Origin of the sequence: Cellulosimicrobium composti, from assembly GCF_010287905.1 — a bacterium.
In the GTDB taxonomy this organism is placed as follows: domain Bacteria; phylum Actinomycetota; class Actinomycetes; order Actinomycetales; family Cellulomonadaceae; genus Cellulosimicrobium; species Cellulosimicrobium composti.
This window is the reverse complement of the sequence record NZ_JAAFAN010000022.1, coordinates 20,581-46,755: the sequence shown is the minus strand read 5'-3', so window position 1 is coordinate 46,755 and position 26,175 is coordinate 20,581. Positions and strand designations below refer to the sequence as shown.

At 76.7% G+C, this 26,175-nt stretch carries 22 protein-coding genes and 1 riboswitch; of the genes, 8 read left to right on the top strand and 14 right to left on the bottom strand.

Translation table 11 applies throughout. The features are described from left to right. Positions 1–28 precede the first annotated feature (28 nt). The 4 genes from purS to GYH36_RS08465 are packed head-to-tail and all read left to right on the top strand — an operon-like array spanning position 29 to position 2,488. Positions 29–316: a phosphoribosylformylglycinamidine synthase subunit PurS gene (gene purS / locus GYH36_RS08480; RefSeq protein WP_024839086.1), complete on the top strand. Its 288-nt coding sequence runs from the start codon at positions 29–31 to the stop codon at positions 314–316. Next, positions 316–1,035, top strand: coding sequence for a phosphoribosylformylglycinamidine synthase subunit PurQ (purQ, locus tag GYH36_RS08475; protein ID WP_024839085.1), 720 nt, complete (start codon positions 316–318; stop codon positions 1,033–1,035). Before purS ends, purQ begins: the two co-directional genes overlap by 1 nt. Then, positions 1,032–2,114 carry a GNAT family N-acetyltransferase gene (locus GYH36_RS08470; RefSeq protein ID WP_162289631.1) on the top strand — a complete coding sequence of 361 codons (1,083 nt, stop codon included), beginning with the start codon at positions 1,032–1,034 and terminating at the stop codon, positions 2,112–2,114. Before purQ ends, GYH36_RS08470 begins: the two co-directional genes overlap by 4 nt. Positions 2,115–2,173: 59 nt before the next feature. Next, positions 2,174–2,488 carry a hypothetical protein gene (locus GYH36_RS08465; RefSeq protein WP_024839083.1) on the top strand — a complete coding sequence of 105 codons (315 nt, stop codon included), beginning with the start codon at positions 2,174–2,176 and terminating at the stop codon, positions 2,486–2,488. On the opposite strand, the gene GYH36_RS08460 is transcribed toward GYH36_RS08465, so the two are convergent. From GYH36_RS08460 to GYH36_RS08415, 10 genes are all read right to left on the bottom strand, one after another. Next, positions 2,475–3,347 (bottom strand): LLM class flavin-dependent oxidoreductase, encoded by an 873-nt coding sequence (locus GYH36_RS08460; RefSeq protein ID WP_024839082.1) that lies wholly within the window; start codon positions 3,345–3,347, stop codon positions 2,475–2,477. The genes GYH36_RS08465 and GYH36_RS08460 overlap by 14 nt on opposite strands. A 29-nt stretch (positions 3,348–3,376) precedes the next feature. Further along, positions 3,377–4,216, bottom strand: coding sequence for an MBL fold metallo-hydrolase (locus GYH36_RS08455; RefSeq protein WP_162289630.1), 840 nt, complete (start codon positions 4,214–4,216; stop codon positions 3,377–3,379). Beyond that, positions 4,213–4,695 (bottom strand): DUF7832 domain-containing protein, encoded by a 483-nt coding sequence (locus GYH36_RS08450; protein ID WP_024839080.1) that lies wholly within the window; start codon positions 4,693–4,695, stop codon positions 4,213–4,215. The genes GYH36_RS08455 and GYH36_RS08450 overlap by 4 nt, the downstream gene beginning before the upstream one ends. Before the next feature lie 150 nt (positions 4,696–4,845). Beyond that, positions 4,846–5,910: an LLM class flavin-dependent oxidoreductase gene (locus GYH36_RS08445; RefSeq protein ID WP_162289629.1), complete on the bottom strand. Its 1,065-nt coding sequence runs from the start codon at positions 5,908–5,910 to the stop codon at positions 4,846–4,848. Positions 5,911–6,139: 229 nt separating this feature from the next. Then, the gene (gene recD / locus GYH36_RS08440; RefSeq protein ID WP_162289628.1) at positions 6,140–8,254 is read right to left on the bottom strand and encodes an exodeoxyribonuclease V subunit alpha; all 2,115 of its coding nucleotides are present in this window, start codon (positions 8,252–8,254) and stop codon (positions 6,140–6,142) included. Further along, positions 8,251–11,793, bottom strand: a complete 3,543-nt coding sequence (locus tag GYH36_RS08435) for a UvrD-helicase domain-containing protein (RefSeq protein WP_162289627.1) — start codon at positions 11,791–11,793, stop codon at positions 8,251–8,253. The genes recD and GYH36_RS08435 overlap by 4 nt, the downstream gene beginning before the upstream one ends. Next, positions 11,790–15,218 (bottom strand): exodeoxyribonuclease V subunit gamma, encoded by a 3,429-nt coding sequence (recC, locus tag GYH36_RS08430; protein ID WP_162289626.1) that lies wholly within the window; start codon positions 15,216–15,218, stop codon positions 11,790–11,792. The genes GYH36_RS08435 and recC overlap by 4 nt, the downstream gene beginning before the upstream one ends. Positions 15,219–15,449: 231 nt before the next feature. Beyond that, the gene (locus GYH36_RS08425) at positions 15,450–16,157 is read right to left on the bottom strand and encodes a DUF6226 family protein (RefSeq protein ID WP_162289625.1); all 708 of its coding nucleotides are present in this window, start codon (positions 16,155–16,157) and stop codon (positions 15,450–15,452) included. Positions 16,158–16,272: 115 nt separating this feature from the next. Continuing rightward, complete coding sequence (locus GYH36_RS08420) at positions 16,273–17,523, bottom strand: O-succinylhomoserine sulfhydrylase (RefSeq protein ID WP_162289624.1); 1,251 nt, start codon at positions 17,521–17,523, stop codon at positions 16,273–16,275. Beyond that, positions 17,520–18,011 (bottom strand): rhodanese-like domain-containing protein, encoded by a 492-nt coding sequence (locus GYH36_RS08415; RefSeq protein ID WP_115941860.1) that lies wholly within the window; start codon positions 18,009–18,011, stop codon positions 17,520–17,522. Before GYH36_RS08415 ends, GYH36_RS08420 begins: the two co-directional genes overlap by 4 nt. A gap of 275 nt (positions 18,012–18,286) precedes the next feature. Between GYH36_RS08415 and GYH36_RS08410 the strand changes: the two genes are divergently transcribed. The 3 genes from GYH36_RS08410 (at position 18,287) to GYH36_RS08400 (ending at position 21,234) form a co-directional block, all read left to right on the top strand. Continuing rightward, positions 18,287–18,844: a hypothetical protein gene (locus GYH36_RS08410; protein ID WP_162289623.1), complete on the top strand. Its 558-nt coding sequence runs from the start codon at positions 18,287–18,289 to the stop codon at positions 18,842–18,844. Between the two features lie 45 nt (positions 18,845–18,889). After that, a riboswitch (SAM riboswitch) is annotated at positions 18,890–19,005 on the top strand. Positions 19,006–19,040: 35 nt separating this feature from the next. Further along, positions 19,041–20,474 carry an aminotransferase class V-fold PLP-dependent enzyme gene (locus tag GYH36_RS08405; protein WP_162289622.1) on the top strand — a complete coding sequence of 478 codons (1,434 nt, stop codon included), beginning with the start codon at positions 19,041–19,043 and terminating at the stop codon, positions 20,472–20,474. Positions 20,475–20,586: 112 nt separating this feature from the next. Continuing rightward, positions 20,587–21,234, top strand: a complete 648-nt coding sequence (locus GYH36_RS08400; protein ID WP_162289621.1) for a GNAT family N-acetyltransferase — start codon at positions 20,587–20,589, stop codon at positions 21,232–21,234. Positions 21,235–21,305: 71 nt separating this feature from the next. On the opposite strand, the gene GYH36_RS08395 is transcribed toward GYH36_RS08400, so the two are convergent. Continuing rightward, a complete protein-coding gene (locus tag GYH36_RS08395; protein ID WP_034603127.1) occupies positions 21,306–21,479 on the bottom strand; it encodes a CsbD family protein in 174 nt (57 codons plus the stop codon). A gap of 91 nt (positions 21,480–21,570) precedes the next feature. On the opposite strand from GYH36_RS08395, the gene GYH36_RS08390 reads away from it, so the two are divergent. Beyond that, the gene (locus GYH36_RS08390; RefSeq protein ID WP_024839069.1) at positions 21,571–22,182 is read left to right on the top strand and encodes a GNAT family N-acetyltransferase; all 612 of its coding nucleotides are present in this window, start codon (positions 21,571–21,573) and stop codon (positions 22,180–22,182) included. Positions 22,183–22,292: 110 nt separating this feature from the next. On the opposite strand, the gene GYH36_RS08385 is transcribed toward GYH36_RS08390, so the two are convergent. Genes GYH36_RS08385 through GYH36_RS08375 form a run of 3 tightly spaced genes read right to left on the bottom strand, consistent with a single transcriptional unit; the run spans position 22,293 to position 26,167 of the window. Then, the gene (locus GYH36_RS08385) at positions 22,293–23,381 is read right to left on the bottom strand and encodes a MaoC/PaaZ C-terminal domain-containing protein (protein WP_162289620.1); all 1,089 of its coding nucleotides are present in this window, start codon (positions 23,379–23,381) and stop codon (positions 22,293–22,295) included. Next, the gene (locus GYH36_RS08380) at positions 23,378–24,739 is read right to left on the bottom strand and encodes a 3-oxoacyl-ACP reductase (RefSeq protein ID WP_162289619.1); all 1,362 of its coding nucleotides are present in this window, start codon (positions 24,737–24,739) and stop codon (positions 23,378–23,380) included. Before GYH36_RS08380 ends, GYH36_RS08385 begins: the two co-directional genes overlap by 4 nt. Before the next feature lie 27 nt (positions 24,740–24,766). Beyond that, complete coding sequence (locus GYH36_RS08375; RefSeq protein ID WP_162289618.1) at positions 24,767–26,167, bottom strand: acetyl-CoA C-acetyltransferase; 1,401 nt, start codon at positions 26,165–26,167, stop codon at positions 24,767–24,769. Positions 26,168–26,175 lie beyond the last annotated feature (8 nt).

Here is a 26,175-nt window from a genome sequence, read left to right as displayed (position 1 = left end):
TCCCGAACACTCTCGCCAAGGAGCCCCCGTGGGACGCGTCGTCGTCGAGGTCATGCCCAAGCCCGAGATCCTGGACCCGCAGGGCAAGGCCGTCGTCGGGGCGCTGCCGCGCCTCGGGTTCACCCAGTTCACGTCGGTCCGCCAGGGCAAGCGGTTCGAGCTCGAGGTCGACGGCGAGGTCACGCCGGAGGTCCTCGCCGCCGCCGAGCAGGCCGCGGTCACGCTCCTGTCGAACCCGGTGATCGAGGACGTCGTGCGCGTCGCCGACATCGAGGCCGACGCCGCCGCGACCGTCACGTCCCAGGGCCTCGCCTGATGACCGCCTCGGCTCTCGCGACGGCCAAGGTCGGCGTCGTCACGTTCCCCGGCACCCTCGACGACCGCGACGCGGCGCGCGCGGTGCGCCTCGCGGGCGGCGAGGCAGTGTCGCTGTGGCACGCGGACGCGGACCTGCACGGCGTGGACGCCGTCGTCCTGCCCGGCGGCTTCTCGTACGGCGACTACCTGCGCGCGGGCGCGATCAGCCGCTTCGCGCCGGTCATGGAGTCGATCGTCGACGCGGCGAAGGGTGGCATGCCGGTCCTCGGCATCTGCAACGGCTTCCAGATCCTCACCGAGGCGCACCTGCTCCCGGGGTCGATGGTCAAGAACGACCACCTGCACTTCGTGTGCCGTGAGCAGGTCCTCGTGGTCGAGAACGCGGACACGGCGTGGACGCGCGACTACGCGGCCGGCCAGCGCATCACGGTCCCGTTGAAGAACCAGGACGGCCAGTTCGTCGCGGACGACCGGACCCTCGACGAGCTCGAGGCCGAGGGCCGGGTCGTCTTCCGCTACGAGGGCTGGAACCCGAACGGGTCGCGCCGCGGCATCGCGGGCATCACCAACGCCGCGGGCAACGTCGTGGGCCTCATGCCGCACCCCGAGCACGCCGTCGAGGCGGGCTTCGGCCCCGCGAGCGAGGCGGGGCCCCGCGCCGGGACCGACGGTCTCGGATTCTTCACGTCCGTCCTGGGCTCGCTCGTCCGGGCGTGACCTCGGCGCACGTCCTGCCCGACGACGTCGCGCGGCCGACGCCGGGCGTCACCGTGACCGCGGTCTCCGGGGACGACCCGGCGGCCGAGCGGATGCGCGCGCGGCAGCAGGCCGAGATCGCCGCGCGCTACGGCTCGCCGGACGCGGGCGAGTTCGTGGTGGAGACGGCCGTCGCGAACCTCGTGGTTCGCGACGCGGGCGATCCGGTCGCCTTCGTCGCGCTGCGCGACGTCTCGGGGGAGCCCGACGGGCGCGGCGGCGTCCACCCGCCGCGGACCGGTGAGGTGAAGCGGCTCTGGGTCGAACCGTCGCACCGTGGACGTGGGCACGCGCGCACCGCGATGCGGGCCGCGCACCGGCACGCGATGGCGGCAGGCCTGGAGCGCGTCGTCCTCGAGACGGGGACGCTCCAGCCCGAGTCGATCGACCTGTACCTCTCGCTCGGCTACGTGCCCACCGAGTCGTACGGACACTACGCGGGCGACCCGCTCTCGCGCTGCTTCGTGCTCGACCTGCCCACCGACGCGCCCGCGGCGCCGGCACCGGACCTCGCGCCCGCGGCGGCCCCGGACCTCCCGCGCACGGACGTCGAGCTGCGCGCCGTCGCGTGGGACGACCCCGACGCGGCCGCGCTGCGCCGTGAGATGCACGAGACGTCGTCGGCCGTGCTCTACCCCGAGCTGTTCGCCGGCCTCGAGAGCGCGGGCGGGTTCGACGCGCTCGACGCCTACACGGGCGAGCACGTCGTCGCGACCCTCGTCGCGTACCGCGACGGCGACCCGCTCGGGTGCGCGTCGTTGCAGCGTCCCGCCCCGGGGGCGCCTGCGGACGCTCTCGAGGTGAAGAAGGTCTTCGTGCGGGAGCGGGCCCGCCGCACGGGCACGGGGCGAGCGCTCGTCACGGGGCTCGAGGGGGTCGCGCGCGAGCGCGGGGCAGCGACGCTCCTGCTGGAGACCGGCATCCGCCAGCCCGGCGCGATCGCGTTGTACCGCTCGCTCGGTTACCGGGCGGTGCGGACCTTCCCGCCGTACGACGAGGACAACCCCGTCGCCCTGTGCTTCGCCAAGCCCTTGACCTGAGGCCATGTGACCGGGCTGTCGGATATGCCCGCGCTGTCCGGTCCCGGTAGGGTGGGCGGGTGTTCCCCCTCGCGAACGGTGCCCACTCCGCTGCCTCGGCCGTCCTGGAGCTCCTCGCCTGGGTCTCCGCCGTCGCCGCCCGCGTGCCGGGCCGCCTCGGCGTGATCGCCGGCGAGGTGCGCCAGACCGCGGTCGAGTGGGGCCTCCCCGTGCGGGAGGTGTCCGACCTCTACGCCGCGTTCCCGGGTCGCCTCGCGCTCGCGGTCGGTGCGGTCGCGCTCGTGTGCGCGGTCGTCGCCCTGGTCCACGCGCTGCGCGAGCGTCGCGACGACGCCTCGCCCGACGCCCGCGCGTCGCGCGTCAGCGGGCGCTGAGCAGCGGCGCGACCTCCCGCCCGAGGAACCGCACGAAGCCCTCGACGTCGGGCTCGTCCGCTGTCGGCTGGATCGCCACGGCCGTCGCCCCGGCGTCGGCGAGCGCCCCGACCGCCGTCGCGAGCGCCTGCGCGTCTCCCGCGGCGCCGACGCCCTGACCCGGCTCACGCCCCCACAGCGGGACCTCGCGGTCCACGCGGTCCTGCGCGTGGGGGCCCGTCGCGGCGATGAGCGTCGCGTGCACGTCGAAGCCCTCCCCGGCGCCGCCGTCGCGGGCCGCCTCGACCGCGCCGCGCACGTCGTCCGGGGTGAGCGCGTTCGCGAGGATGAGGCCGTCGCCCAGCTCGCCCGCGAGCGCGAGCGACCGCGGGCCGACGCCGCCGAGCCACAGCGGCACCGGCTCGGTGGGCGGCCAGTCGAGACGCACGCGGTCGAGCGTCACGTACCGGCCCGACGTCGTGACCTCCTCGCCCGCGAGAAGGCGGCGCAGCGCGGTGGTGTGCTCGCGGAGGAGCGTCAGCGGCGACGCGACGCGCACCCCGGCCTGACCCATCCAGTCCTGGACGCCGTGCCCGACGCCCGGGACGAGCCGCCCGGGGAACGTGCGGGCGAGCGTCGCGACCTCCATCGCCGTGACGGCCGTGCTGCGCAGCGGGGCGGGCATGAGCCCGATGCCGACCCGCAGGCGGTCGGTCCACGCGAGCGCCGCGGCCGCGGAGGCGAGGCCCGACTGCTTGAAGCAGTCCTCCCACACCCACAGGTCGTCGAGCCCCGCCTCCTCGGCGGTCGTGGCGAGCCGCCGCAGGGTCTCGGGGGCGTGGGTCGGGACGTACGCGATGCCGAGTCGTGGAGTGGTCATCCCGCCATGCTGCCCGCGGCCACCGACACTCAGCGGTCGTCCGCGGGGCCCGTGCCCGGGCGACCGTCGGTGGCCGCGAGGTGGGCGAGCTGGGCCGTGACGGACTGCCGGGCCGCGCCGCGGACCGACGGGTCGACGTCGGCGTAGACGTGCGCGACGACCCGGTCCACCGCGTCGGGCGCGGCCGGGTCGAGCCCGAGGCCGGCGAGCGCCGCCCGGACCTGGGCGAGGCGCTCGTGCCGGTGCGCGCGGTAGGCGCGCACGCGCTGCCCGAGGTCGTCGACCACCGGTCCGTGCCCGGGCAGACCGGTCGCCGGCCCGGGCACCGCCCGGGTCGCGACGGCCTCCAGCGCGTCGAGGCTCGCGAGGTAGTCCCCGAGCGACCCGTCGGGCTCGGCGATGACCGTCGTGCCCGTGCCGAGCACGGTGTCGCCGGTGAGCACCGTGCCGCCCGGGTCGTCGTCGGGCAGGACCAGGCAGACCGAGTCGGCGGTGTGGCCCGGCGTGGCGAGCACGTCGATCCGTAGACCCGCGGCGCGGATCGTCTCGCCGCCGCGCAGCGGGGCACCACCGTGGCAGTGGTCGGGGTCGGCGGCGCGCACCGGCGCGCCCGTGCGCGCCCGCAGCCTGGGCGAGCCCGCCGTGTGATCGGCGTGACGGTGCGTGACGAGCACGAGCTCCACCGGCCCCGCCGCGGCCAGCGCGTCCAGGTGCGCGGCGTCGTCCGGGCCCGGGTCCACCACGACGCACGACGCCGAACCGGGCGCGCGCAGCACGTATGACCGCGTGCCGTCGAGCGTCATGGGCCCGGGGTTGTCCGCGCGCAGGACCGCGGCCAGGCGCGTGACGGGCTCCGGGACCGTCGTCATCCGGCGCGGTGCCGCAGCACGGACGGGCGGCCCTCGTCGTCCCACTGGGAGAAGCGCGCGTCGACGAGCGGCCCCACGAGGTCGTACGTCTCCCACGTGTCGGGGACGCGGTACACGTCCTCGGGCTCGCCGTCGCCCGGGCTCACCGCGTCGACGTAGTCCTCGAGGTACAGGCCGCCCTCGTCCACGTCCCCCGCGTAGTACGCGCTCGCGAACGCCGCGCCCGCCTCGTCGAGGTCCTCGGCGAGGAGCTTGCCGTCGCACAGGTCGAGCACGAACGCGCCCGGCGTCGTCGTGCGCTCGCGCAGCGCCGCGACGTCGTCGGCCGCGTCCTCGGCGAGCCCGTCGGAGACGTGCCCGGCGAGCACCGCCCACGCGAGGAACATGCCGATGTGCGTCGCGCCCGCCTCCGGGCCGGCCTCGGGCGGGTACCCCTCGCCCTCGGAGTGCCAGGACGCGTCGTCGAACTTCGTCGTCATGCGCGCGACGCTACCCCGTCGCACCGACCACGGGGGCCCTGCCGACCACGGGTGGGTCCTGCCGACCGAGAGTGGGTCCTGCCGACCGGGGGTGGGCGGCCGGGGCCAGGTCCGGCCGGTCGGACCGCCCTGCCCGACGGCGGCCTCGCGTCAGGCGGCGAGGTCGCCCGCGAGCTCCTCGGCCAGGAGCTCGAGCGTGCGCGCCCGCCCCGGCGTCGAGTCGAGCGCCTCGTCCGCGCGCGATGCCGCGACGGGCACGAGCATGACCTCCTCGACCCCGTGCCGCTCGGCGAGCCGGCGGACCTCCGCGGCCGCGGCGTCGGGCGTCCCGACGGCCCAGCGGCGCAGGCCGTCCTCGACCATCTGCCCGGCCATGCCGTCGAGCGGTGCGGCCTGCGCCTCCTCCACGGTCTCGAGCGCGGTGAGGGGCTGGCCCGTGCGCAGGCGCGCCATCATGCGGGCCTGCGGGAGCGCGCGGGCGCGCGCCTCGTCCTCCGTCTCGGCGACGACCGCGTTGAGCGTGAGGAACGTGCGCGGCTCGGGGAACGCCTCGCTCGGGCGGTACCCCTCGCGGTAGAGGGCGAGGATCTCGTCGACGCCCTGGCCCGAGAAGTGGTTCGCGAACACGTAGGGGAGCCCGAGCTCGGCCGCGAGGCGCGCCGAGTAGTCGCTCGACCCGAGGAGCCACACCGTCGGGGCGCCCTCCGCCGCGGGCGTCGCGTGCACGTCGTAGACCTGGCCGCTCGTGAGCCGCAGGGTCGCGCCCTGCGGGCTCATGAGCGCGAGGATGTCCGTCACGTGCTGCGGGAAGCGGTCCACGTCGGCCGTCGGGCCGGTGACCAGCAGGAGCTGGGTGACCACGGGGTCGGAGCCGGGGGCGCGGCCGATGCCGAGGTCGATGCGCCCGGGCGCGATCGCCTCGAGCGCCGCGAACTGCTCCGCCACGACGAGCGGTGCGTGGTTGGGCAGCATCACGCCGCCCGAGCCGACGCGGATCCGGTCCGTCACGGACGCCGCCGCGGCGATCATCACGGGCGGCGTCGAGGCCGCGACCGCGGGCATGTTGTGGTGCTCCGCGAACCAGTAGCGCTCGAACCCGAGGCGGTCGGAGAGGCGGACGAGGTCGAGCGACGCCCGCACCGCCTGGGTGCTGGTCTGGCCGGAGCGGACGGGCACGAGGTCGAGGACGGACAGGCGAGGGGTGTGGGTGCTCACCCTGGTGCCAACCGGCGACGGGCACGCCTCATTCCCCCGGGGCGGCGTGGACGGCGCGGACCGACGGATCCCCCCGGGGGTCCACGGTGGACGACGACGCACGCGGCGTCCGGGATCGCTCCCGACAGGAGTGCACGCGTGCCCCACCGGACCACGGGCGTCGTGATCGCATCCGTCGCCCGGGTCGCGCGCGTGCCGTGGACGCGGGTGAAGGGGTGCGCCGACGCGATCAGGCGGAGCGTGCGGACGACGGACCGCCGAGCAGCGGCGTCCGCAGCCCGCTCGCGCGGTGGACCGGGCTCGTGACCGCGGTGCGCACGGCCTCCTCCGAGCCGACGACCCGCACGAACGACTGCGCGCGCGTCACCGCGGTGTAGAGCAGCTCGCGCGTGAGCAGCGGCGACGTCGCGGGCGGCAGGACGAGCGTCACCCGGTCGAACTGGCTGCCCTGCGCACGGTGGACGGTCATCGCGTGCACGGTCTCCACGGGCGGCAGCCGGTGGGTGCGCACGCGCAGCGGCGCGCGCGGGTCGCCGAACACGGCGACGACGCCGGTGCCGTCCGCGTCCGCGACGAGCACGCCCGTGTCGCCGTTGTAGAGGCCCACCTCGGCGTCGTTCGTCGTGACGAGCAGCGGACGGCCCGCGACCCACGGGGACTCGGTCGCGTGGTGCCCCGTCGCCTCCTCGACCCACGCCTCGACCTGCGCGGCCCAACGACCCCGGCCCGCGGGACCGCGCCGGTGCGCGACCATGACACGGTGCCGGGCCAGCGCGGCGAGCGCGGCGGACGCGTCCCCGGCGCGTGCCGCCTCGACGAGCAGCCTTCCCGCCGCGACGGCGTCCGCGCGCACCGCGGCGAGCACGGCGTCGCCCGGCTCGTCGTCCGGCGTCTCGAGGAACTCGACGGACCCGTGACCGGCGCGCAGGAGCGCGAGCGACGCGTCCGCCTCGCCGGAGCGGATCGCGGCGGCGAGCGGCAGGATCTCCGAGTCGCGGTCCTGGCGGTGGACCGTGCGCAGCCGTACGACGCCGTTGCCGAGCACCGCGCGGTCGTCGATCTCCCCGTCGCCCGGCGGCGGCGAGTCCGCGAGCGCGACGTCGGCCGCCGCCACGACCGCGGGTGCGGCCGCGGGCGGGACGACGGGCACGCGGTGCACGAGGTCCCCGAGGACCGCGCCCGCCTCGACCGACGCGAGCTGGTCCGGGTCGCCCACGAGCACGAGCCGCGCGTCCGGGCGCAGCGCCTCCAGCAGGCGCGCCATGAGCGGCAGCGCGACCATCGACGTCTCGTCCACCACGACGACGTCGTGCGGCAGGTGGTGCTGCGCGTCGTGGCGGAACCGCGTGGTGCTGCCCGGCCGGTAGCCGAGCAGCCGGTGCAGCGTCGTCGCGACCGGTGTGCCGACGCGCTCGCGGTCGGCCGGGTCCGCGAAGCCGGCGACGACCTCGCGCACCGCCTCCTGCAGGCGCGCGGCGGCCTTGCCCGTCGGGGCGGCGAGCGCGACGCGCAGCCCCGTGGCACCGGGGCCGCCTACGACGGCGGGGCCCGCTCCCGCGCCGGTCCCGTCTGCCGCGCCGGTCCCTCCGGGGCCGCCCGACGCGCCAGGGCTGCCGGTCGCGCCGTCCCCGGCGGTCCGGGGAGCAGGGGCGGCGTCGTGCAGCACGGCGAGGAGCCGCGCGACGGTCGTCGTCTTGCCGGTGCCGGGGCCGCCCGTCAGGACGGTGAGCCGTCGCGTCGCGGCGTGCGCGGCGGCGAGGCGCTGGCGGGTGTCGTCCGCCGCGGGGAAGAGACGCGCGAGGGCGGCGTCGAGACGGTCCGCGTCCACGGGCAGGTCGGCTGCGGCGAGGCGGCCGTCGACGTCGTGGCGCACCGCGAGCTCGTCGCGCCAGTACCGGTCGAGGTACAGCGCGCCGCCCACCCAGCGGGCGGGACGGTCCGCAGGCCCGTCGACCCCGACCGCGACGAGGGGGCTGCGTGCGACCGCGTCCGTCCACGGGGCGAGGTCCGGCCACGGCAGGTCCGCGGCGTCGGCGCGCGCCGCCTCCTCGTCCTCGGGCAGCTCGAGCGACCCGAGGTCGTCGAGACGCACGCACACCGACCCGCTGCGCACCGCGCGCACCGCGAGCGCGACGGCGAGGAGCACCCTGTCGTCGTGCTCGCCCGTGAGCCGGCCGAGGCGCAGCGCGACGCGCAGGTCCGCGGCCGAGACGACGCGCGCGGCGTTGAACGGCACGAGCCTCGCGGGGATCCCCACGGCGAGGCGCGGGTCGCCCTGGTCCACGACGGAGGGGGCGGCGGAGGGCGGGACGGGAGCGGTCGCGCTGGGGGCTGTGGTGGTCATGCGCGACCTCCGTCGAGCAGCGTGGACAGGGCGACGACGAGGCCGGGCGGCGGTGTCCAGGCCACGACGCCGTACGGGGCGCCGTCGGGGCCGCGCGGGGTGTCGGGTCCCGCCATGCCGCGCACGAACAGGTACGCGCCGCCCGCGAGGTCGCGGTCCGGGTCGTAGTCGCGCACGCGCCACCGCAGGTAGCGGTGGAGCGCGACGAGGTACAGCACGAGCTGGAGCGGGTAGTGCGACGCGAGCATCGCGTCGCGCGTCGCGTCGGGGTGGTAGTCGCCCACCGTGAGCGGCACCCCGGGCGGTCCCACGCGGTTCGTCTTGTAGTCGACGACGAGGTAGCGACGCCGGCCGCTCGGGTCGGGGCCGCCGTCGGGACCGGGCGCGGGAACGCGCAGGACCGCGTCGATCGACCCCGTGAGGTAGCCGCGCAGCGGGACGCCGCCCGCCCCCGCGGTGTCGTCCGACTCGTCCGCGAGCGCCGCGAGGAGGTCCGGGTAGCGGGCGAACGCGTCGTCGGCGGGCAGGTGCGCGCGCAGCACCTCGGCGAGGTCGCGCAGCGTCGAGGGCCGGACGCCCACCGTCTCGTCGCCCCCGGCGAGGGGGAGCTCGAACTCGAGCTCGGGGAGGCGGTCGCGGGGGTGGACGTCGGCGAGCGTGAGCCCGCCCGCGACCGGCCCGAGCGGCGTGCGCAGCGACTGGCCGAGCGCCGTCGCGAGCGAGGCGGGCTCGACCCCCGGCACGCGCACCGTCGCCGCCTGGGCGCACCGGGCGCGCACCTCGGCGTCGAGGTCGTCCGCGGCCGTGTCGACGTACTCGAGGATCTCGTGCACGAGGGTGCCGAACGCGGTGCCGCCCGGCTGGCCCTCGTACGGGGAGGGGACGTCGGCCCCCGGGCGCGCGCCCGCGGTCGCCGCGACCACGCCGGAGCCGTCGTCGTCCGGCGTCTCCTCCGGCTCGTCCTGCACGCCCGGGTCCTCGGGCTCGCTCTCGACCCCGCCGACCGACGCGTGGTGCGCCGCCGCCGTGAGCGCCGAGTACGACGCGCGCCGCCACTCCCGGTCCGGCAGGTGCGCGGCCGTCGCGCGCACGAGGCTCGCGGTCGCGCGCGACCCGGGAGACCAGCGCTCGCCCTTCGGCCGCGCGTCCACCTGCTCGACGACGACCGTCCCGCCCGAGCGCGCGGCGACCGCCTCGAACGCGGAGCGCACGGCGTCGTCGCGCATCGCGTCCGGCCGCGCGTGCCGCCCCGGCTCGCCGCCGAGCATGCGGTCGGCGAGCAGGAGTCGCGTGAGCGGGCCGGAGCCGGTGCTGCGCTTGGTCGGGGTCCAGTGGACGACCACCTGGTGCCGGGCGCGCGTGAGGGCGACGTAGAGGAGCCGCAGGTCCTCGCCGAGCTCCTCGTCGCGCCAGCGCGCCTTGGCGTCCACGAACCCGGGCGACCCGACGCCGCCGAGGTGCAGCACGCGCTGCCCGTGGTCGTCGTGGAACGCGAACAGCTCCTGGTCGTCCGACTCGAACCGCTCCCAGCCGAACGGGACGTAGACGACCCCGAACTCGAGCCCCTTGGCCGCGTGCACGGTGACGACCTGCACGGCCGCGGAGTCCGTCTCGAGGCGCCGGGTGCGCTCGTCCGTGAACACCGTGCCGACCTCGGCGATCCGCGCGCGCAGCCACGCCGTGAGCGCGGCCGGGCCGAGGCCCTCGGTGACCGCGGCCTCGTGCAGGGCCTGCGTGACGTGCCGCAGGTCGGTGAGGTAGCGCTCGCCGTCGTCGCGCGCCATGACACGGGCCGTGGCACCGCGCCGGGCCGCGACCTCCGCGACCGCGGCGACGCCCCGGTCGGCGAGCAGGCGCGCCCACGCGCGGACCGTGTCGCCGAGCTCGTCGTGGTCGGCGTCGCCCGCGGTCGCGAGCCGCTGCGCGTCCCACCCGACGAACGGCGTGAGCGCGAGCGCCGTCGCGCGCCGGTGCAGCCCCGGCTGCTCGAGCGCCGCGAGCAGGGTGAGCCAGTCCTGCGCGGCGGCCGAGCCGAACACGCTCGACGGCCCCGACACCACCGCCGGGACCCCGAGCGCGACGAGCGCCGTGCGCACCGCCTCCGCCTGCGCGTTCGTGCGCGTGAGCACCGCGACGTCGCGCGGCTCCAGGGGCCGCCAGCGCGCCGACCCTCCGCCCGCGTCGTCGCGCACGCGGTCGCCGCCGCCGTCCGCCGTCCCGAGCCGGCCCGCGACGTCCGCCGCCACGTCCTTCGCGAGCAGCGTGCGCGCGTCCGGGGCGGAAGGGGCCGACGAGCCGCCGAGGCGGTACGCCCGCCGGGTGACCTGCCGCAGCCGCACGGGCGCGCCGCCGGAGAAGCGCGCCTCCGGGTGCGCCGCCTCGACCGGGCGCACGACGATGCGCGGGTCGCCGAGCGCCGTCTCGCCGAGCAGCGCGTGCAGGCCCGCGAGGAGCGGCCGGTCGCTGCGCCAGCTCGTGCTGAGCGTCGCCGTGTCGCCCGCGTCCTCGACCGCGCGCAGGTACGTCACCACGTCGGCGCCGCGGAACGCGTAGATCGCCTGCTTCGGGTCGCCGATGAGCACGAGCGTGCGGTGCCCGTGGAACGCGGTGCGCAGGATCTCCCACTGCTCCGGGTCGGTGTCCTGGAACTCGTCCACCATGACCACGCGGAACCGGGACCGGACGCGCTGCGCCGCCGTCTCGCCGTGCTCGGGGTCCGTGAGCGCGCGGCGCAGGAGCACGAGCAGGTCGTCGTAGTCGAGCAGGTGCATCGCGCGCTTGCGCGCCTCGACCTCGCGCCGCGCCGCGACCGCGACCTCGTACCGCGCCGCAGCCACCGACCCCGGTGCGGCGTCCGACGGCGCGACGACCGCCCCGTGGTCGCTCACCGCCGCGCGGGCGACGTCGCGCACGTCGCGCGGCGAGAGGATCGGCTCGCGCTCGTCGGCGAACCGCCGCACGTACAGGTCGTCCGTGACCTCCTCGACGAGGTCCGCGACGTCGGGCAGGAAGCTCGTCGCCAGGTCGACGTCCGCCGCCGTCCCCAGCGCCGTGAGCATCTGCTGGCAGAACCCGTGCGTCGTCGTGATCGTCGCCGCGTCGAGCTGGGACAGCGCGACGCGCAGGCGCTCGCGCCGGCGGGCGAGCTCGGCGTCGTCCGCCGCCGCGAGGAACGCGACCAGCGCGTCCGGGTGGTCCGCGGGGGAGGGGCCGCGCAGCGCGCGCTCCGTCGCGACGAGACGCTCGCGGACGCGGTCGCGCAGCTCCGACGTCGCGGCGCGGCCGAACGTGACGAGCATGATCTCGGGCAGCGCGGCCACGCCCTCGGCGACGTAGCGCGTCGTCAGCGTCGCGATCGTGTGGGTCTTGCCCGTGCCCGCGCTCGCCTCGAGCACGACCGTCCCGGCCGGCAGGTCGCCGAACGGGTCGAAGCGTCGGGGCGCGCCGCCCGTCCCGGACGCGCCTCCCGCAGGACCCCTCGCCGTGCCCTCCGGCGCGAGGGCGCCCTGCGTCGTGGTCCGGGACGTCGCGCCGTTCACCGGGCACCTCGCAGCTCGTTCTCCAGCAGGGGCTCCCAGACCCGGCGCGCCAGCGCGCCGAGGCGGGTCGGGTCGTCCGGGTAGCGGCCCAGGTCGGCCGTCGTGGCGCGGCCCGCGACGTCCTCCAGGGACGGGTTCTGCCCCCACGCGAGCACGACGTACGGGTCCTTGCGCTCGAAACCCTTGTTCCACGCCCAGCCCGCGCGCATCAGGGCGTCGCGCGCGTCGGACGTGCGCCGCTCCTCGGTGTAGCGCAGCGACACCTCCGGCAGCAGCGGCAGCGGCTCGCGCGCCGCCTCGTCACGCAGCGCCACCAGGTCGGCGAGGATCGTGGCCGCGGTGTCGCGGTCGGGCGGGGTGAGCGTCGACCACGCGACGCCCGGCCCGCGCGGCGACCGACCGATCGCGACGGCGTCCCACCGCCGGCCCGGGTCGCTCGCCGTGAGCGCGAGCGCCTGGACCCACGCGCGCAGACGGTGCTTGGGCCCGAGCCGCGAGTACTCGGTGCGCACGACCCGCGCGCCGTGCACCCCGGGCACGCTCCCCACGAGGGTGCGACCGCCGGGCAGCGCCGCGCGCACGTCGACCGTCTCGGCCGAGCTCAGCACGTCCTGGCTCACCGGGCGGCCCGCGGCGACGTCGGCCTCGCGCGCGGCCTCCACGGCCGCGACCCGGAGCGGGCCCACCGAACGGACCACGTCCTGCAGGGCGGACCGCCCGAGCTCGCGCGGCGGCACCTGCCCGCGACGCCACTCCGCCTGCATCGCCCGGTTCGGGTCGACGCCCGCGAGCGCGGCCCGCAGCACGCGGTCGCCGACGCCCCAGCCCGCGAGCCCGGTGAGCGCGAGCGGCAGCCGGTCCTCGACGTCCTCCTCGTCGAGAACGAGGCCCACGTCGAGCGTGTGCTGCGCGAACCAGCGCGGCGCGTTCTCGAGCAGACGGACGAGGTCGTCGAGCTCGACGTCCGACCCCCCCGATCCGGCCCCGACGCCCTCCGCGCCACCGGCCGCCCCGGGAAGGGCGAGCGGGGCCGCGACCAGCGCCCCGACGGCCCGGCGCTCGCGGCGCGCCGCGACCGCACCGGCGAACGCGGCGTCGTCGTGGCTGAACGCCCCGGGCACCCCGAGCGCGCCCGGCGTGAAGTTGCGCTCGTCCACGGTCTGCAGCGGGTGCTGCACGACGACGTGCTCGCGCGCGGGACGGCCGTCGGGCGTCGTGGCCAGGCGGTCGAGCGCGTCGAGCAGCTCCGCGACGGGCACGGCGGGCGGGCGGGGCGCGCCGGTGCGCTCGTCGGCGCCCGTGTGCACGACGACGAGGTGGTCGCCGGCCGCCGCGACCGCGTCGAGGAAGATCTGCCGGTCCTCGCTGCGCGCGTCGCGCTCGCCGATCTCGGGGTGCCGGGCGAGCAGGTCGTCACCCGCGGGCGCCGCCGTCCGGGGGAACACGCCGTCGTCCAGGCCGAGGAGGCACACGACCCGGTGGGGCACGGAGCGCATCGGCTCGAGCGAGCACACGGTGAGCGCACCCGTGCGGAAACCGGCGCGCGTCGGGCGCCCGGACAGGCGGTCGTCGAGGAGCGCGCGCACGTCCGCGAGCCGCAGCGCGACCCCGCCGTGCGCTGCGCCCGCCGCGCGGACGTCGCCCAGCACGCGCCTGGCCGAGCCCACCTGCCACGCCTCCGTCGGCGGCGCCTCGGCGAGGAGCGTGACCGCGCGGTCGAGCGTGTCGAGCCAGTGCGCGAGCGGGTGCACGCCGTCGAGACCGCGCAGGATCTCCGTGAGCCGCGCGACGAGCTCCGCGAGGCGGCCCGCGAGGTCCACGTCCGTCGACCCGACGTCGTCGAGCGGCAGCGCCGGGCCCACGAACCGCGCGTCCTCGTCGGCCATCGCCGCGCCGAGCAGGATGCGGTCCAGCGCCGCGTCCCACGTGCCCTGGCGCACGTGGCCGTCGATGCCGAAGCGGGTCCGGCGCTCGCCGTCCTCACCCCAGTGCACCCCCGCCTCGACGGCCCACCCGCGCAGGCGGTCGACGTCGTCGTCGGAGAAGCGGAACCGGCGTCGCACCGGGCTGCTCGCCGCGAGGTCGAGCACCTCGGACGCGGTGACGCGGCCGTCGGCGAGGCGCAGGAGCATCGCGAGCAGCGCGAGCACCGGGTTCGTCGTGCCCGCGCCGCGGTCGGCGAGGCTGACGCGCAGGCGCTGGCCGGGGTGGGCGTCGTCGCCGAGCTCGGGCACGGCGCCGAACGTCGCGGTGACGAGCGGGGCGAACGTCTCGACGTCGGGGCACAGCACGATGACGTCGCGCGCCTCGAGCGTCGGGTCGGCGGAGAACAGCCCGACGAGCGTCTCGCGCAGCACCTCGACCTGCCGCGCCCGGCCGTGGCACGCGAGAACCTGCACGGACCGGTCGCCCGGGTCGAGCACGTGCGCGGCGTCCGGGTCGTCGGACCGCAGCGCGCGCTGAAGGGCGCCGAGCAGCGTCGCCGGCGCGGCCGCAGCCTCGTGGTGGTGCTCGCGCGCCCCGCTGCCCGCGAGCCGGAGCTGCAGCTCGACCGCGTCGCGCCCCGTGGACGCGAGGAAAGGGTGGCGCGCGAGCGTCGGCAGGTCGGCGCGCCGCGCCCGGTCCTCGTCCGCCGTCGTCCGCCCTGCGTGGTCCGCGACGCTCGCCCAGAGCGCGGGCGACGGGTGCACGAGCCACACGTGGACGTCACGGTGCTCGGCGAGCGCGCGCAGGACCCGCAGCTCGTCCTCGGGCAGGCGCGTGGGTCCGAACACGGACAGGCGCGACGGGAGGTCGACGGCGTCCGGGTCGGCGCGCAGCGCCGCGACCGCCTCCGCGACGCGACGCGCCGGGTCGGTGGCGGGCACACGGTCCACCAGGCGGCGCCACAGCTCGGGCTGCCACGCGAGGTCGTCCGGGGCGTCCGACGCCCGACCGGTCGGGGACGCCGACGACCACGCGAGCACGACCTCGGGGCGCTGGCGCGCGTAGTCGACGAGGAGGTCCGCGAGCCGGCGCGCGAGCGTGAGGCGCCGGGCCCGGCGCACCTCGTCGCCCGGGTCGCCGACGTAGCGCGCGAGCGGCGCCGCCCACGGCTCTGCGAGGTGCGCGTCGAGCACCTCGAGCACCGACCAGGCGAGCCGCTCGGGGCGCCACGGGTCGTCGTCGGGGTCGAGGTCGGTGAGGTCGGCGACCACCTGCTCGACGAGCCGGCGCGGCCCGCGGAAGTCCACGTTGGCGCAGACGCCCGACGACTCGCCCGCGCCCAGGTGGTGCGAGAGCCGCTGCGCGAGCCAGCGCTCGACCCCGCGCGTCGGGACCGCGACCACGTCCGGGGTGAACGGGTCCTCCGGGGCCTCGGCGAGCACGGCGGCGAGCGGCGCCACGAGCGCCTCGGCACGCTCGGAGCGGTGCACGTGCAGCACGAAGGACCCCTGTCGGTGGTGGTGGACCGGTCGTCGCGCCCCGCCGGTGGCCGGGCGCTACGAGGAGGCTACGAGGTGCGTCCCACAGCGTCGAACCGTCGTCCACAGCGGTGCCCAGTCCCGCCGCGCGAGCAGGCGCCCCGCCGACCGAGCAGGCGCCCCGCCGAGCATGCGGTCGTGGCCCGCCCCGGCGCCCGGACGGGCCACAACCGCATGCTCGGCGCGAGGGGGTCAGTCCGCGACGGGCCAGGGCTGCCAGCGGCCGCCGGGGAGGGACGCCAGCCGGCGGTGCGCCGCCGCCGCGACGGCCCGCGCGAGCCTCCGCTGCCCTTCGCCCGACTCCCGGCGCCCGTCGGGTCCTTCGAGGGCGTAGCGCACCCAGGACTCGCCGAGCAGGTACCGCGGTCCGCTGACCCCCTCGGAGAAGAGACCCCCTGCGACGCCCAGCACGAGGTCCTCGAGCCCTTCGGCGGCACCCTCCGCCGTCTCGTCGCACGCGTCGCAGCCGCACGACGGGAACCTGTCCTCGTGCAGCACCCCGGCGCGCACCACGACGCTCGGGTAGCCGGTGACGACGAGGGTCAGCGGCGCGGCGTCGTCGGACATCGGCGTGAGGCGCACTGCCCGCACGGCGCCCGGACCGACGTCGTGCGCCCCCGCGAGCACCGGGTGCGCGGGTGTGTCCGCGGTGTGCGGCGCCAGGTCGGCGTCGCGCAGGTCGACGTCCTCGACCGTGACGACGTAGGTCGCCGCGAGGTGCCGCACGAGCGCGTCGGCGACGTCGACGACCGGAGCGAACCGCTCCGGGTGGGAGTCCACGGAGTACGTGTCCTCGGGCGGGCCGTCGAGGTGGTCCCAACGTCCGCCGTACTCGAACGGCGCCCCGTCGGCGTCGTGGAACACCTGGCGGGGGACCGGCGGGCGGACGTAGGCGGTCACGCCGTCAGGCTAGGGCGACCGCCGCCGTCGAGCATGCGCTTTCTGCCAGCCGACCATGCGCCTGTGGCCCGTCCCGACGCCGGGACGGGCCACAAGCACATGCTCGGCGGGAGGGTCAGGCGTCGAGCGCCCGCTCGACGTCCTCGATGACGTCGAGCGGGTCCTCCAGCCCGACGGACAGGCGCACGGTCGTCTCCGCGATCCCGACGGCGGCCCGACCCTCGGGGCCGAGCTTGCGGTGCGTCGTCGTGGCCGGGTGGGTGACGAGGGACTTCGCGTCGCCGAGGTTGTTCGAGATGTCGACGACCTGCAGCGCGTCCAGGAACGTGAACGCGCGCTTCTTCGCCGTCTCGGGGTCGGTGCCCTCGGGCACGGCGAGGTCGAACGTCACGACGGTCCCGCCGCCGCTCTGCTGCGACTGCGCGAGCTCGCGCTGCGGGTGCGACCCGAGGAACGGGTACCGCACGCGCCCGATTCCGGGGAGCTGCTCCAGCGCCTCCGCGACCTGCTGTGCGGCGGCGTTCTGCGCCGCGACACGCACGGGCATCGTCTCCAGTCCCTTGAGCAGCACCCACGCGTTGAACGCCGAGAGCGACGGGCCGGTGTTGCGGACGAACGTCTGCACGGGCCCGTGGACGAACTCCTCCGTCCCGAGGATCGCCCCGCCGAGCACGCGGCCCTGGCCGTCGATGTGCTTGGTCGCCGAGTACACGACGACGTCCGCCCCGAGCTCCAGCGGCTTCTGCAGCAGCGGCGTCGCGAACACGTTGTCGAGCACCACGACTGCGCCGGCGGCGTGCGCGAGCTCGCTCACGCGCCGCGCGTCGACGATGTCCTGCATGGGGTTGGACGGCGTCTCGAAGAACACGACGTCCGCGGGCGTGGAGAGCGCCTCCTCCCACTGCGACAGCACGTGCCCGTCGACGTAGTCCGTGCGCACGCCCCACTTCGCGAAGATCTCGTCGAAGATGACGAGGCTCGACCCGAACAGCGCGCGCGCCGCGACGATGCGCGACCCGGAGCCCACGAGCGCGGCGAGCGCCGTGAACACCGCGGACATGCCGGACGCCGTCGCGTAGCAGGCCCCCGCGCCCTCCAGGAGGCGCAGGCGCTCCTCGAACGTGTGCACGGTCGGGTTGCCGTAGCGCGAGTACACGAACCGGTCGAGCTCGCCCTTGAACGCGGCCTCGGCGTCGGCCGCGCGGTCGTACGTGTAGCCCTGCGTGAGGAACAGCGCCTCGGACGTCTCCTGGAAGTCGGTGCGCGCGTGGCCGCCGCGCACGGCGAGCGTTGCGGGACGGGCGGTCGCGGGCAGGGGCTTGCGGCCGGAGCCGCCGGGCACGCTCCCGGGCAGGGACGCGCTCACCGCGCCGCCTCGTCGTACGTCGTCGTCGGCAGGCCGCGGACCTTCCAGCCCTCGACGTCGCGCAGGCCCGAGAAGCCCTGCGCGCCCTCGAAGCCCTCGAGCACGTTGTACGACGGCCCGAGCCCCGCGGCGGTCGCGGCACGCGCGGCGCCGATCGAGCGCTGGCCCGAGCGGCACAGGAACACGACGGGGCGCTCCTCGCCCGGCGTCAGGCCGGCCTCGACGAGCTGGTCCACGAACCGGGGGTTGGGGCCGGCCGGGGTCACCCACTCGTCGAACACGACCTCGCGGCCGAGGTCGGTGGCGTCGGGAACGCCGATCGTGCGCCACTCGCCCTCGGTGCGGACGTCCACGAGGACGGCCCGCTCGTCGCTCGCGAGCAGGTCCCACGCCTGCTGCGGGGTGAGGTCGCCGGCGTAGCCGACGGCGGGTCGGGCGTCGGGCGGTGCCGGCCTGGGTGCCGACGTCTGCTGGGACTGGTCGCTCATGAGTCCTCCTCCATCGATCGTGGCAGTAGCACCCTGCGCCCGGCCGCCTCGCGACGGACCGGGGGGTTGCTGCGGCGTCGACGTGCCACGTCACTCGGCCGCTCCGGATGGTTGCTCGGGATCGTACGCCACGTGTCCGACGCGCGGAACGCCCGTCTCGGGGAGCGGCCCGCAGGCCGGGGTGCCCGACGTCGGACGGTCGCGCTAACGTGGCCGCGGCCGGGCGGGGGTCCCGGCGGGCTGGGGGATCGGTGCGGATCGCGCGAGGACGTGCGGTGGCCGCGGCCGCGGTCGCCGGAGTGGTCGTGGCGGGTGTCGTCCTGCTGTGGACGGCGCCCGAGGGCGAGGAGGTGCCGCGGGCGGTGGCCGAGGTGGCCGTCGTGGGGGACGGCGCCGGTCTGTCCACCCAGCGGCCGCGGGTGGTCCAGGTCGAACCCGAGGAGGACCTCGTCTCGCCCTTCCCCACCCGCGCTGCCCTCGACGCGGAGACAGGTGAGCCGATCGATCTCGCTGACCTCGTCGTCGGAGGATACGAGGGCTGGTGGAGCTCGGACGGGAACGGCGAGGCGTGCGACGCCTACGCCGACGCACACCCGGAGGTCGTGCTCGCGAGCACCCGCACGGGTGCGGTGATCGAGGCGCACGCTCGCGGTGTGCGCCTCCAGCGCCCGCCCACGGCGCCGCCGGGCGACCCGGCGCGGTGGCCGGCCGACTCGGTCGTGGTGCTCGACGCGCGCACCGGCGACGTGCTCGAGTCGTTCGCGGTCGACGAGAGCGGCTGGCCTGTGGACCCGCCACCCGCCGACTGCGTCCCGCAATCCGAGACGCCGTGACCACCGGTTGACACGCGGCGTCCCGCGCGCACATCCTGGGACGCAGGTCATGAGTGCCAGCGTGAAACCCCGGTTTGCTGGCCGGCAACCCTCCTCTCGCGGCGGGGTGCCCCGGGTGACGACCAGGCCGCACGCCGACCGGCGCGTGGCAAGCGCGGGGATCACCGTCCCCGGACCGCCCTCGGAGGACTGTGCCATGACTGCTCTCGCCGACGTCTCGTGTCCGACGGACGCCCCGGCCCCTGACCTCGCGGCGCTCGCCGACGCGCCCGCCCTCCTGCCCGTCGTCGGCGGGGACACGCTCGTCCCGCTCGTCGACGGCCGCAGAGTCCCGTACGCCAACCTCGACGTCGCCGCGTCGGCGCCGGCCCTGCGGTCGGTCGCGGACCGCGTGACCGAGGTGCTGCCGCTCTACGCGAGCGTGCACCGTGGCGCGGGCTACCTGTCCCAGGTCTCGACGGCGCTCTACGAGGCGTCGCGCCGCACGATCGGTGCGTTCGTCGGCGCGCGCGAGGACGACGTCACCGTCGTCACGCGCAACACGACCGACTCGCTCAACCTGCTCGCGGGTTGCGTCCCGGCGAACGCGGACGGCACGCCCGGGCGCGTGCTCGTCCTCGACGTCGAGCACCACGCGAACCTCCTGCCGTGGCAGCGCACGGGTGGCGCGACCGTCCTCGCGGGCGGCGCGTCCGTCGCGGAGACGCTGTCGGGGCTGCGCACGGAGCTCGCGCGCTTCCCGTACGCGCTCGTCGCGGTGACGGGCGCGTCGAACGTCACGGGCGAGTCGCTGCCCGTCGCGGACGTCGTGCGGATCGCGCACGACGCCGGAGCGCGCGTCGTGCTCGACGGCGCCCAGCTCGTGCCGCACCGCGGGTTCTCCCTCGCGGACTCGGGCGTGGACTACGTCGCGTTCTCCGGACACAAGACGTACGCGCCGTTCGGCGCGGGCGCGCTCGTTGGGCGCCGCGACTGGCTCGACGGGGGCACGCCATACCTCGCGGGCGGCGGCGCCGTGCGCCAGGTCGCCGTGACCGGGACGCAGTGGCAGACGGCGCCCGCGCGCCACGAAGCCGGGTCGCCGAACGTCGTGGGCGCCGCGGCGCTCGCGGCCGCGTGCGACGCGCTCGGCGCGCTCGACCCGGCCGACCTGCACGCGCACGAGGCGACGCTCCGCGCGGCGCTCGTCGACGGCTTGGAGGCGGTGCCGGGCGTGCACGTCGTGCGGGTCTGGGACGACGCCGTCGACCCGGTGGGCGTCGTGACGTTCTCCGTCGAGGGGCACGACCCCGGCCTCGTCGCCGCCTACCTCTCGGCCGAGCACGGCATCGGCGTGCGCGACGGCCGGTTCTGCGCCCACCCGCTGCTCGCGCGCCTCGGGTACGACGCCGGCGCGATCCGCGCGTCGGTCGGCGTCGGGACGACCGGGGCGGACGTCGTGCGCCTCGTCGAGGCGGTGCGCGCGTACGTCGAGCAGGGCCCGGCGGCGCGGTACGAGGTGGTCGACGGCTGCTGGGCCGTCGCGGACGACCCCCGTCCCGTGCCCGCGGGCTCCGGTCTGGAGGGCCTTTTCGCGACCGCCGCGGCGGGCTTCCTCGCCGACGCCGCGGGCTGCGGACCGGCCGTCTGACCGGCGTCCTCGGACCGCGGCGCAGCGCGTTCACCGGGCCGTCGCCGAGCGTTGTCCACCGCGTCGCTCGACCCTCTTGGCGCGGTGTTCCGCGTGTGCACTGATATGCGCTGTGCTGCACGACGTCGTCCTCTCGGGGCACGGGTTCCGGCTGGAACCGCTGGCCCCGGAGCACGCTGAGACGCTGGCCGGCCTCGTCGACGAGGCGATGTGGTCAGGCATGAGCGTCCCCATGCCGTTCGGGGTCGCGGGGATGGCCGAGCTCGTGGCCGCGACGCGTGCCGCGCCCGACCTCACGGGCTTCGTCGTGCGCGCGGTCGACGCCGACGGCCGACCCGGCGCGGTGCTCGGCAGCACCGCGTTCCGCGACCTGTCGCTCGTGGACCGGCGGGTCGAGATCGGGCGCACGTTCTACGCCCGCACGGCGTGGGGGAGCCTCGTCAACCCGGTGACGAAGTGGCTGCTCATGCGGCACGCGTTCGAGACGTGGGACGTGCACCGCGTGGGGTTCCGCGTCGACGCGCGCAACGAGCGCTCGCTCGGCGCGATGCGCCGCCTCGGCGCCTACGAGGAGGGCGTCATGCGCGGCCACCGCGCCGCGCCGGACGGCACGCGCGCCGACTCCGTGATGTTCTCGGTCCTCGCGCCCGAGTGGCCCGGCGTGGAGGTGGGCCTGCTCGAGCGGATCACCGCCCCGCGCGTCGTCCCCGTCCTGGCGCCGGCCCTCGGCGGGCTCGCGCAGCCGCTCGCCGCGTCGTAGCGCGACCGGGCCGCAGACGCCGCGAGGGCCCCGCCGGAGCGGGACCCTCGCGAAGCGCTCGACGGTCGGGACTACCGGTCGAAGGCGTCCTTGACGTCGTCACCGGCCTGCTTGAGGTCGGCCTTCGTCTGGTCGGTCTTTCCCTCGGCCTCGAGGCGCTCGTTGTCCGTGGCCTTGCCCGCGCCCTCCTTGAGCTTGCCGCCCGCCTCCTCGGCGGCGTGCTTGGCCTTGTCTCCGAGTCCCATGGGTGCTCCTCTCGTCGGTACCGCCCGACCGTAGGCAGGGGTCCGCCCGCTCGCACGCCGTCGGCAGCAACGCGTGTGGTGGGATGTGCGGGTGCAGCACGACACCACCCTCGAAGGCTTCGGCGTCCGCCTCGAACCGCTCGCCGAACGGCACGCCGCGGCGCTCGGCGCGATCGTCGACGACGGCCTCTGGGCCGGCATGGCGAGCGCCGTGCCCCGCGGCACGGAGGCGATGACCGCGTACGTCCGCGACGCCGTCGCCGCGCCCGGTCGGCTCGCGTTCGCCGTCGTCGGGGTGGACGGGGCCGGGGCGACCGGAGCGCTGCCCGACGACGTCCCGGCGGTCCGCGGGTCGACGTCCCTCTACGAGTGGGTGCCGTCGCAGGGCCGCGTCGAGCTCGGCTCGACGTTCTACGCGCGCGAGTGGTGGGGCGGCACGACGAACCCGGCGTGCAAGTACCTCCTGCTGCGGCACGCGTTCGAGGACCTGGGCGTGGCGCGCGTCGCGCTCCGGGCGGACGCGCGGAACTCCCGGTCCGTCGCCGCGATCCGGCGCCTGGGCGCAGTGCCCGAGGGTGTGCTCCGCAGCCACCGCGTCGCCCCCGACGGGTCGCGTCAGGACACCGCCTACTTCTCCGTCCTCGTCGACGAGTGGCCCGCCGTCCGCGACGGACTGCTCGCCCGCCTCGCCCGCCCCGCCTGAAGGGGCCGCGCGCCGAGAACGAGCCTGCACGGCCGCGAGCACGGGGTTGGTGTCGTTGTCCCGACGAAGACGACACCAACCCCGTGTTCGGCCCGGGGCGGGGCGGGCGGTCAGGGGCGCGGCGTCACGCGGCCCGTGAGGTGGAGCCGACCCCTGCCGTCCCACGCCTGGTAGACGAGCCCGGCGCCCGGTTCGCCCGCGCCGTCGGGCACGGCGGTCGCGACCTGCGCGACGGCGTCACGCGCCGCGGCGGGGACCTCGGCCGCGGGGCGCAGCGCGACGTCGACCGTGCTCGGCAGGAGCACGGGCTTGGCGAACGTCACCGTCCAGTCGTACGTGTCGCCGCGCCGCGGGCCCGTCTCGGCGAGCGCCCGGGCGGCCGTGTACATGCCGTGCGCGATCGCGCGCGGGAACCCGAACGCCTTGGCGCCGAGGGCGGACGTGTGGATGGGGTTCCGGTCGCCGGAGACCGCCGCGTACGCGCGGCCCGTCCCCGCGCCGAGCGACCAGCGGGCCGTCGGGAGCGGGGGCGAGAACGGCGCCGGCGCCGTCTCGCCGTCGTCGGGCGTCGCGTCGCCCGGCAGGGTGACGCCCTTCGCGAGGTACGTGGACACGCCCCGGTACGCGAGCGTCGTCGCCGCGAGGCCGCTCCCGGCGGCGCGCTCGGCGTCCGTGCGCTCGACCGAGACCTCCGTGACGAGGTCGACCTGGGCCCCCCGGCGGTGCGGCCGCACACCCTGGGCCCACGCCCGCACCTCCAGCGCGTCGCCGAGGCGCACGGGCCGCAGCACGGACGCCGAGTTCGCGAGGTGCACCATGCCCAGCAACGGCAGGGGGAAGTCCGGGCGGACCATGACCGCGGTCGCGAGCGGGAACCCGAGGACGTGCAGGTACCCGGCGGGCAGCACGTCCGACGGCGCCTCGCCCACGAGACGGGCGTACCGCGCGAGGTGCTCCGCGCTCCCCACGTGACCCGGCGCGGCGTCGTCTCCCGTGGGCACGCCCGCGACGCGGTAGGTGACGTCGGGCAGCGCGAGGTCGCGCCGCGGCGTCGCGCCCGGCAGGCGGTGGGCCGCCGCGAGCCGGCCCGACGCCGCGACGCCCCGCACGTACAGGCCGCCGAGCCCCGGGACCGCGGGCAGCGTCTCGACGCGCGCGGGGGCGCGGTCCGCCGGACGCGCGGCGTCGGGCCCCGTCACCGGCCCACCACGTTCTGCCCGCACACGCGCAGCACCTGGCCGTTGACGCCCGCGGCCGCGGGCGACGCGAGGAACGCGATCGCCTCGGCGACGTCCACGGGCTGGCCGCCCTGCTGGAGCGACGCCACGCGGCGCGCGACCTCGCGCTGCACGAACGGGATCGACGCCGTCATGTCCGTCTCGATGAAGCCCGGCGCGACGGCGTTCGCCGTGCCGCCCGGACCGCCCGGCGCCGCGAGCAGACGCGCGAACGCCCGCGTGTGCCCGATGACGCCGGCCTTCGAGAACGCGTAGTTCGCCTGCCCGCGGTTGCCCGCGATGCCGCTCGTCGACGCGAGCGACACGATGCGCGGCTCCGAGGAGAACCCGTTCGCGCCCAGCAGGTACTCCGTGATCCGCAGCTGCGCGGCGAGGTTCACCGCGATCACCGCGTCCCACTTGTCCGGGGACATGTTCGCGAGCAGCTTGTCGCGCAGGATCCCCGCGTTGTGCACGAGGACGTCGAGTCCGCCGTGCCGGGCGCGGGCGTGCTCGAGGATGCGGGCGCCCGCGTCGTCGGCGGTCACGTCGAGCTGCAGCGCCGTGCCCCTGATCTCGTTCGCGACCGCGGCGAGCGCCTCGCCCGCCGCGGGCACGTCGACCACGACGACCTTCGCGCCGTCGCGCGCGAGCGTGCGCGCCACCTGCGCCCCGATGCCGCGCGCCGCGCCCGTGACGACGGCGACCTTGCCGGCGAGCGGCCGGTCGACGTCCACGGCGGGGTCGGCGTCGGACGCCCCGACGCGCAGGAGCTGGCCGTCGACGAACGCGGACCTCGCGGACAGGAAGAAGCGGAGGGTCGCGAGGACGCTCGGGCTGTCGACCGGGGCGTCGTCGGTCACCTGGACGCCGTTGCCGGTCGCGCCGTAGCGCAGCTCCTTGGCGACGGACCGCAGGAACCCGTCGACGCCCTCGCGGGCGGCGGCGAGCTCGGGGGAGTCGGTCTCGGCGGGGGCGCGCGAGATCATCACGACGCGCCCGTTCGGCGCGAGGCGGCGCAGCGTCGCGGAGAGCGCCATGACGGGCGCGGACGCGTCCTCGGGGCGCTCGATGCCGCTGAGCACGACGACGACCGCCCCCCAGCGCGTCGTGTCGTCGGGGGTCTGGCGCACGTCGAGGTCCCAGCCGAGCAGGGCCTCGGCGACGCGGTCGGCGTCGTCGCGGACGCCGGGGGTGCCGCCGAGGACGAGCACGGGCCCGACGGTGAGCGGGTCGCCCGCGCGGTAGCGGCGCAGCACGGCCGGGCGGGGCAGGCCGAGCTTCTTCGCGAGCGTCTTCGTGAAGCCGGAGTTGACGGCCTGGACGTAGGAGTCGGTCACGGTGGTTCCTCTCGGGTCGTCGGGCCGTCAGGCGGTGGCGTCGGTGGCAGGGACCGACTCGAGGATCGCGGCGACGCCGAGGCCGCCCGCCGCGCACACCGAGATCAGCGCGCGCGCCGGTGCGCCGGTCTCGGCGGTCCGCTGCGCGAGGAGCTTGGCCGCCGTCGCGACGATACGCCCGCCGGTCGCGGCGAACGGGTGGCCCGCCGCGAGGGACGACCCGTTGACGTTGAGGCGCGTGCGGTCGATCGAGCCGAGGGGGCCGTCGAGCCCGAGCTCGGTGCGGCAGTACTCGTCGTCCTCCCAGGCCTTGAGGGTCGTGAGGACGGTCGACGCGAACGCCTCGTGGATCTCGTAGAAGTCGAAGTCGCCGAGCGCGAGCCCGTTGCGCGCGAGCAGGCGCGGGACGGCGTGCGCGGGGGCCATGAGCAGGCCCTCGTGGCCGTGCACGAAGTCGACCGCCGCGGTCTCGGCGTCGACGACGCGCGCGAGCAGCGGCAGATCGCGCTCGCGCGCCCAGTCGGCCGACGCGAGCAGCACCGTCGAGGCGCCGTCGGTGAGCGGCGTCGAGTTGCCGGCCGTCATGGTCGGGGTCACGCCGTCGAGGCGCTTGCCGTACACGGGCTTGAGCGCGGCGAGCTTCTCCATCGAGGAGTCGGTGCGCAGGTTGTCGTCGCGCACGAGGCCGCGGAACGGGGTGACGAGGTCGTCGAAGAACCCGGCGTCCCATGCGGCCGCGAGGTGCTCGTGGCTCGCGAGCGCGATCTCGTCCTGCGCCTCGCGCGAGATGTCCCAGCGCGCGGTCGTGATCGCCTGGTGCTCGCCCATGGACAGGCCGGTGCGCGGCTCGTCCGTGGCGGGCGTGAGCGGCGCGAGGTCGGCGGGGCGGACCTTCGCGAACGCCTTGACCCGCTGGCCGAGCGTCTTGGCGTGGCTCGCCTCGAGCAGCGCGCGGCGCAGGCCCTCGCTCACGGCGATCGGCGCGTCGGACACGGTGTCGGAGCCGCCCGCGACGCCCGACTCGACCTGGCCGAGGCGGATCTTGTTCGCGACGGCGATCGTCGCCTCGAGGCCCGTCGCGCACGCCTGCTGGAGGTCGTACGCGGGGGTCTGCGGCGAGAGCGACGAGCCGAGGACGGACTCGCGCACGAGGTTGAAGTCGCGCGAGTGCTTGAGCACCGCGCCGCCGACGACCTCGCCGAGCCGCTCGCCCTGGAGGCCGAAGCGGGCCACGAGACCTTCGAGCGCGGCGGTGAACATCTCCTGGTTGCTCGCGGACGAGTACTTCTTCCCGGCGCGGGCGAACGGGATCCGGTTCCCGCCCACCACCCAGGCGTCGCGCGGGGCGCCGGTCGCGGCGCTCGGGGCCGGTGCCCCGGTCTCGGGGGCCTGCTCGGGGTTCCGGCGGGGGCTGGTGCGGTTGGCCACTGTGCCTC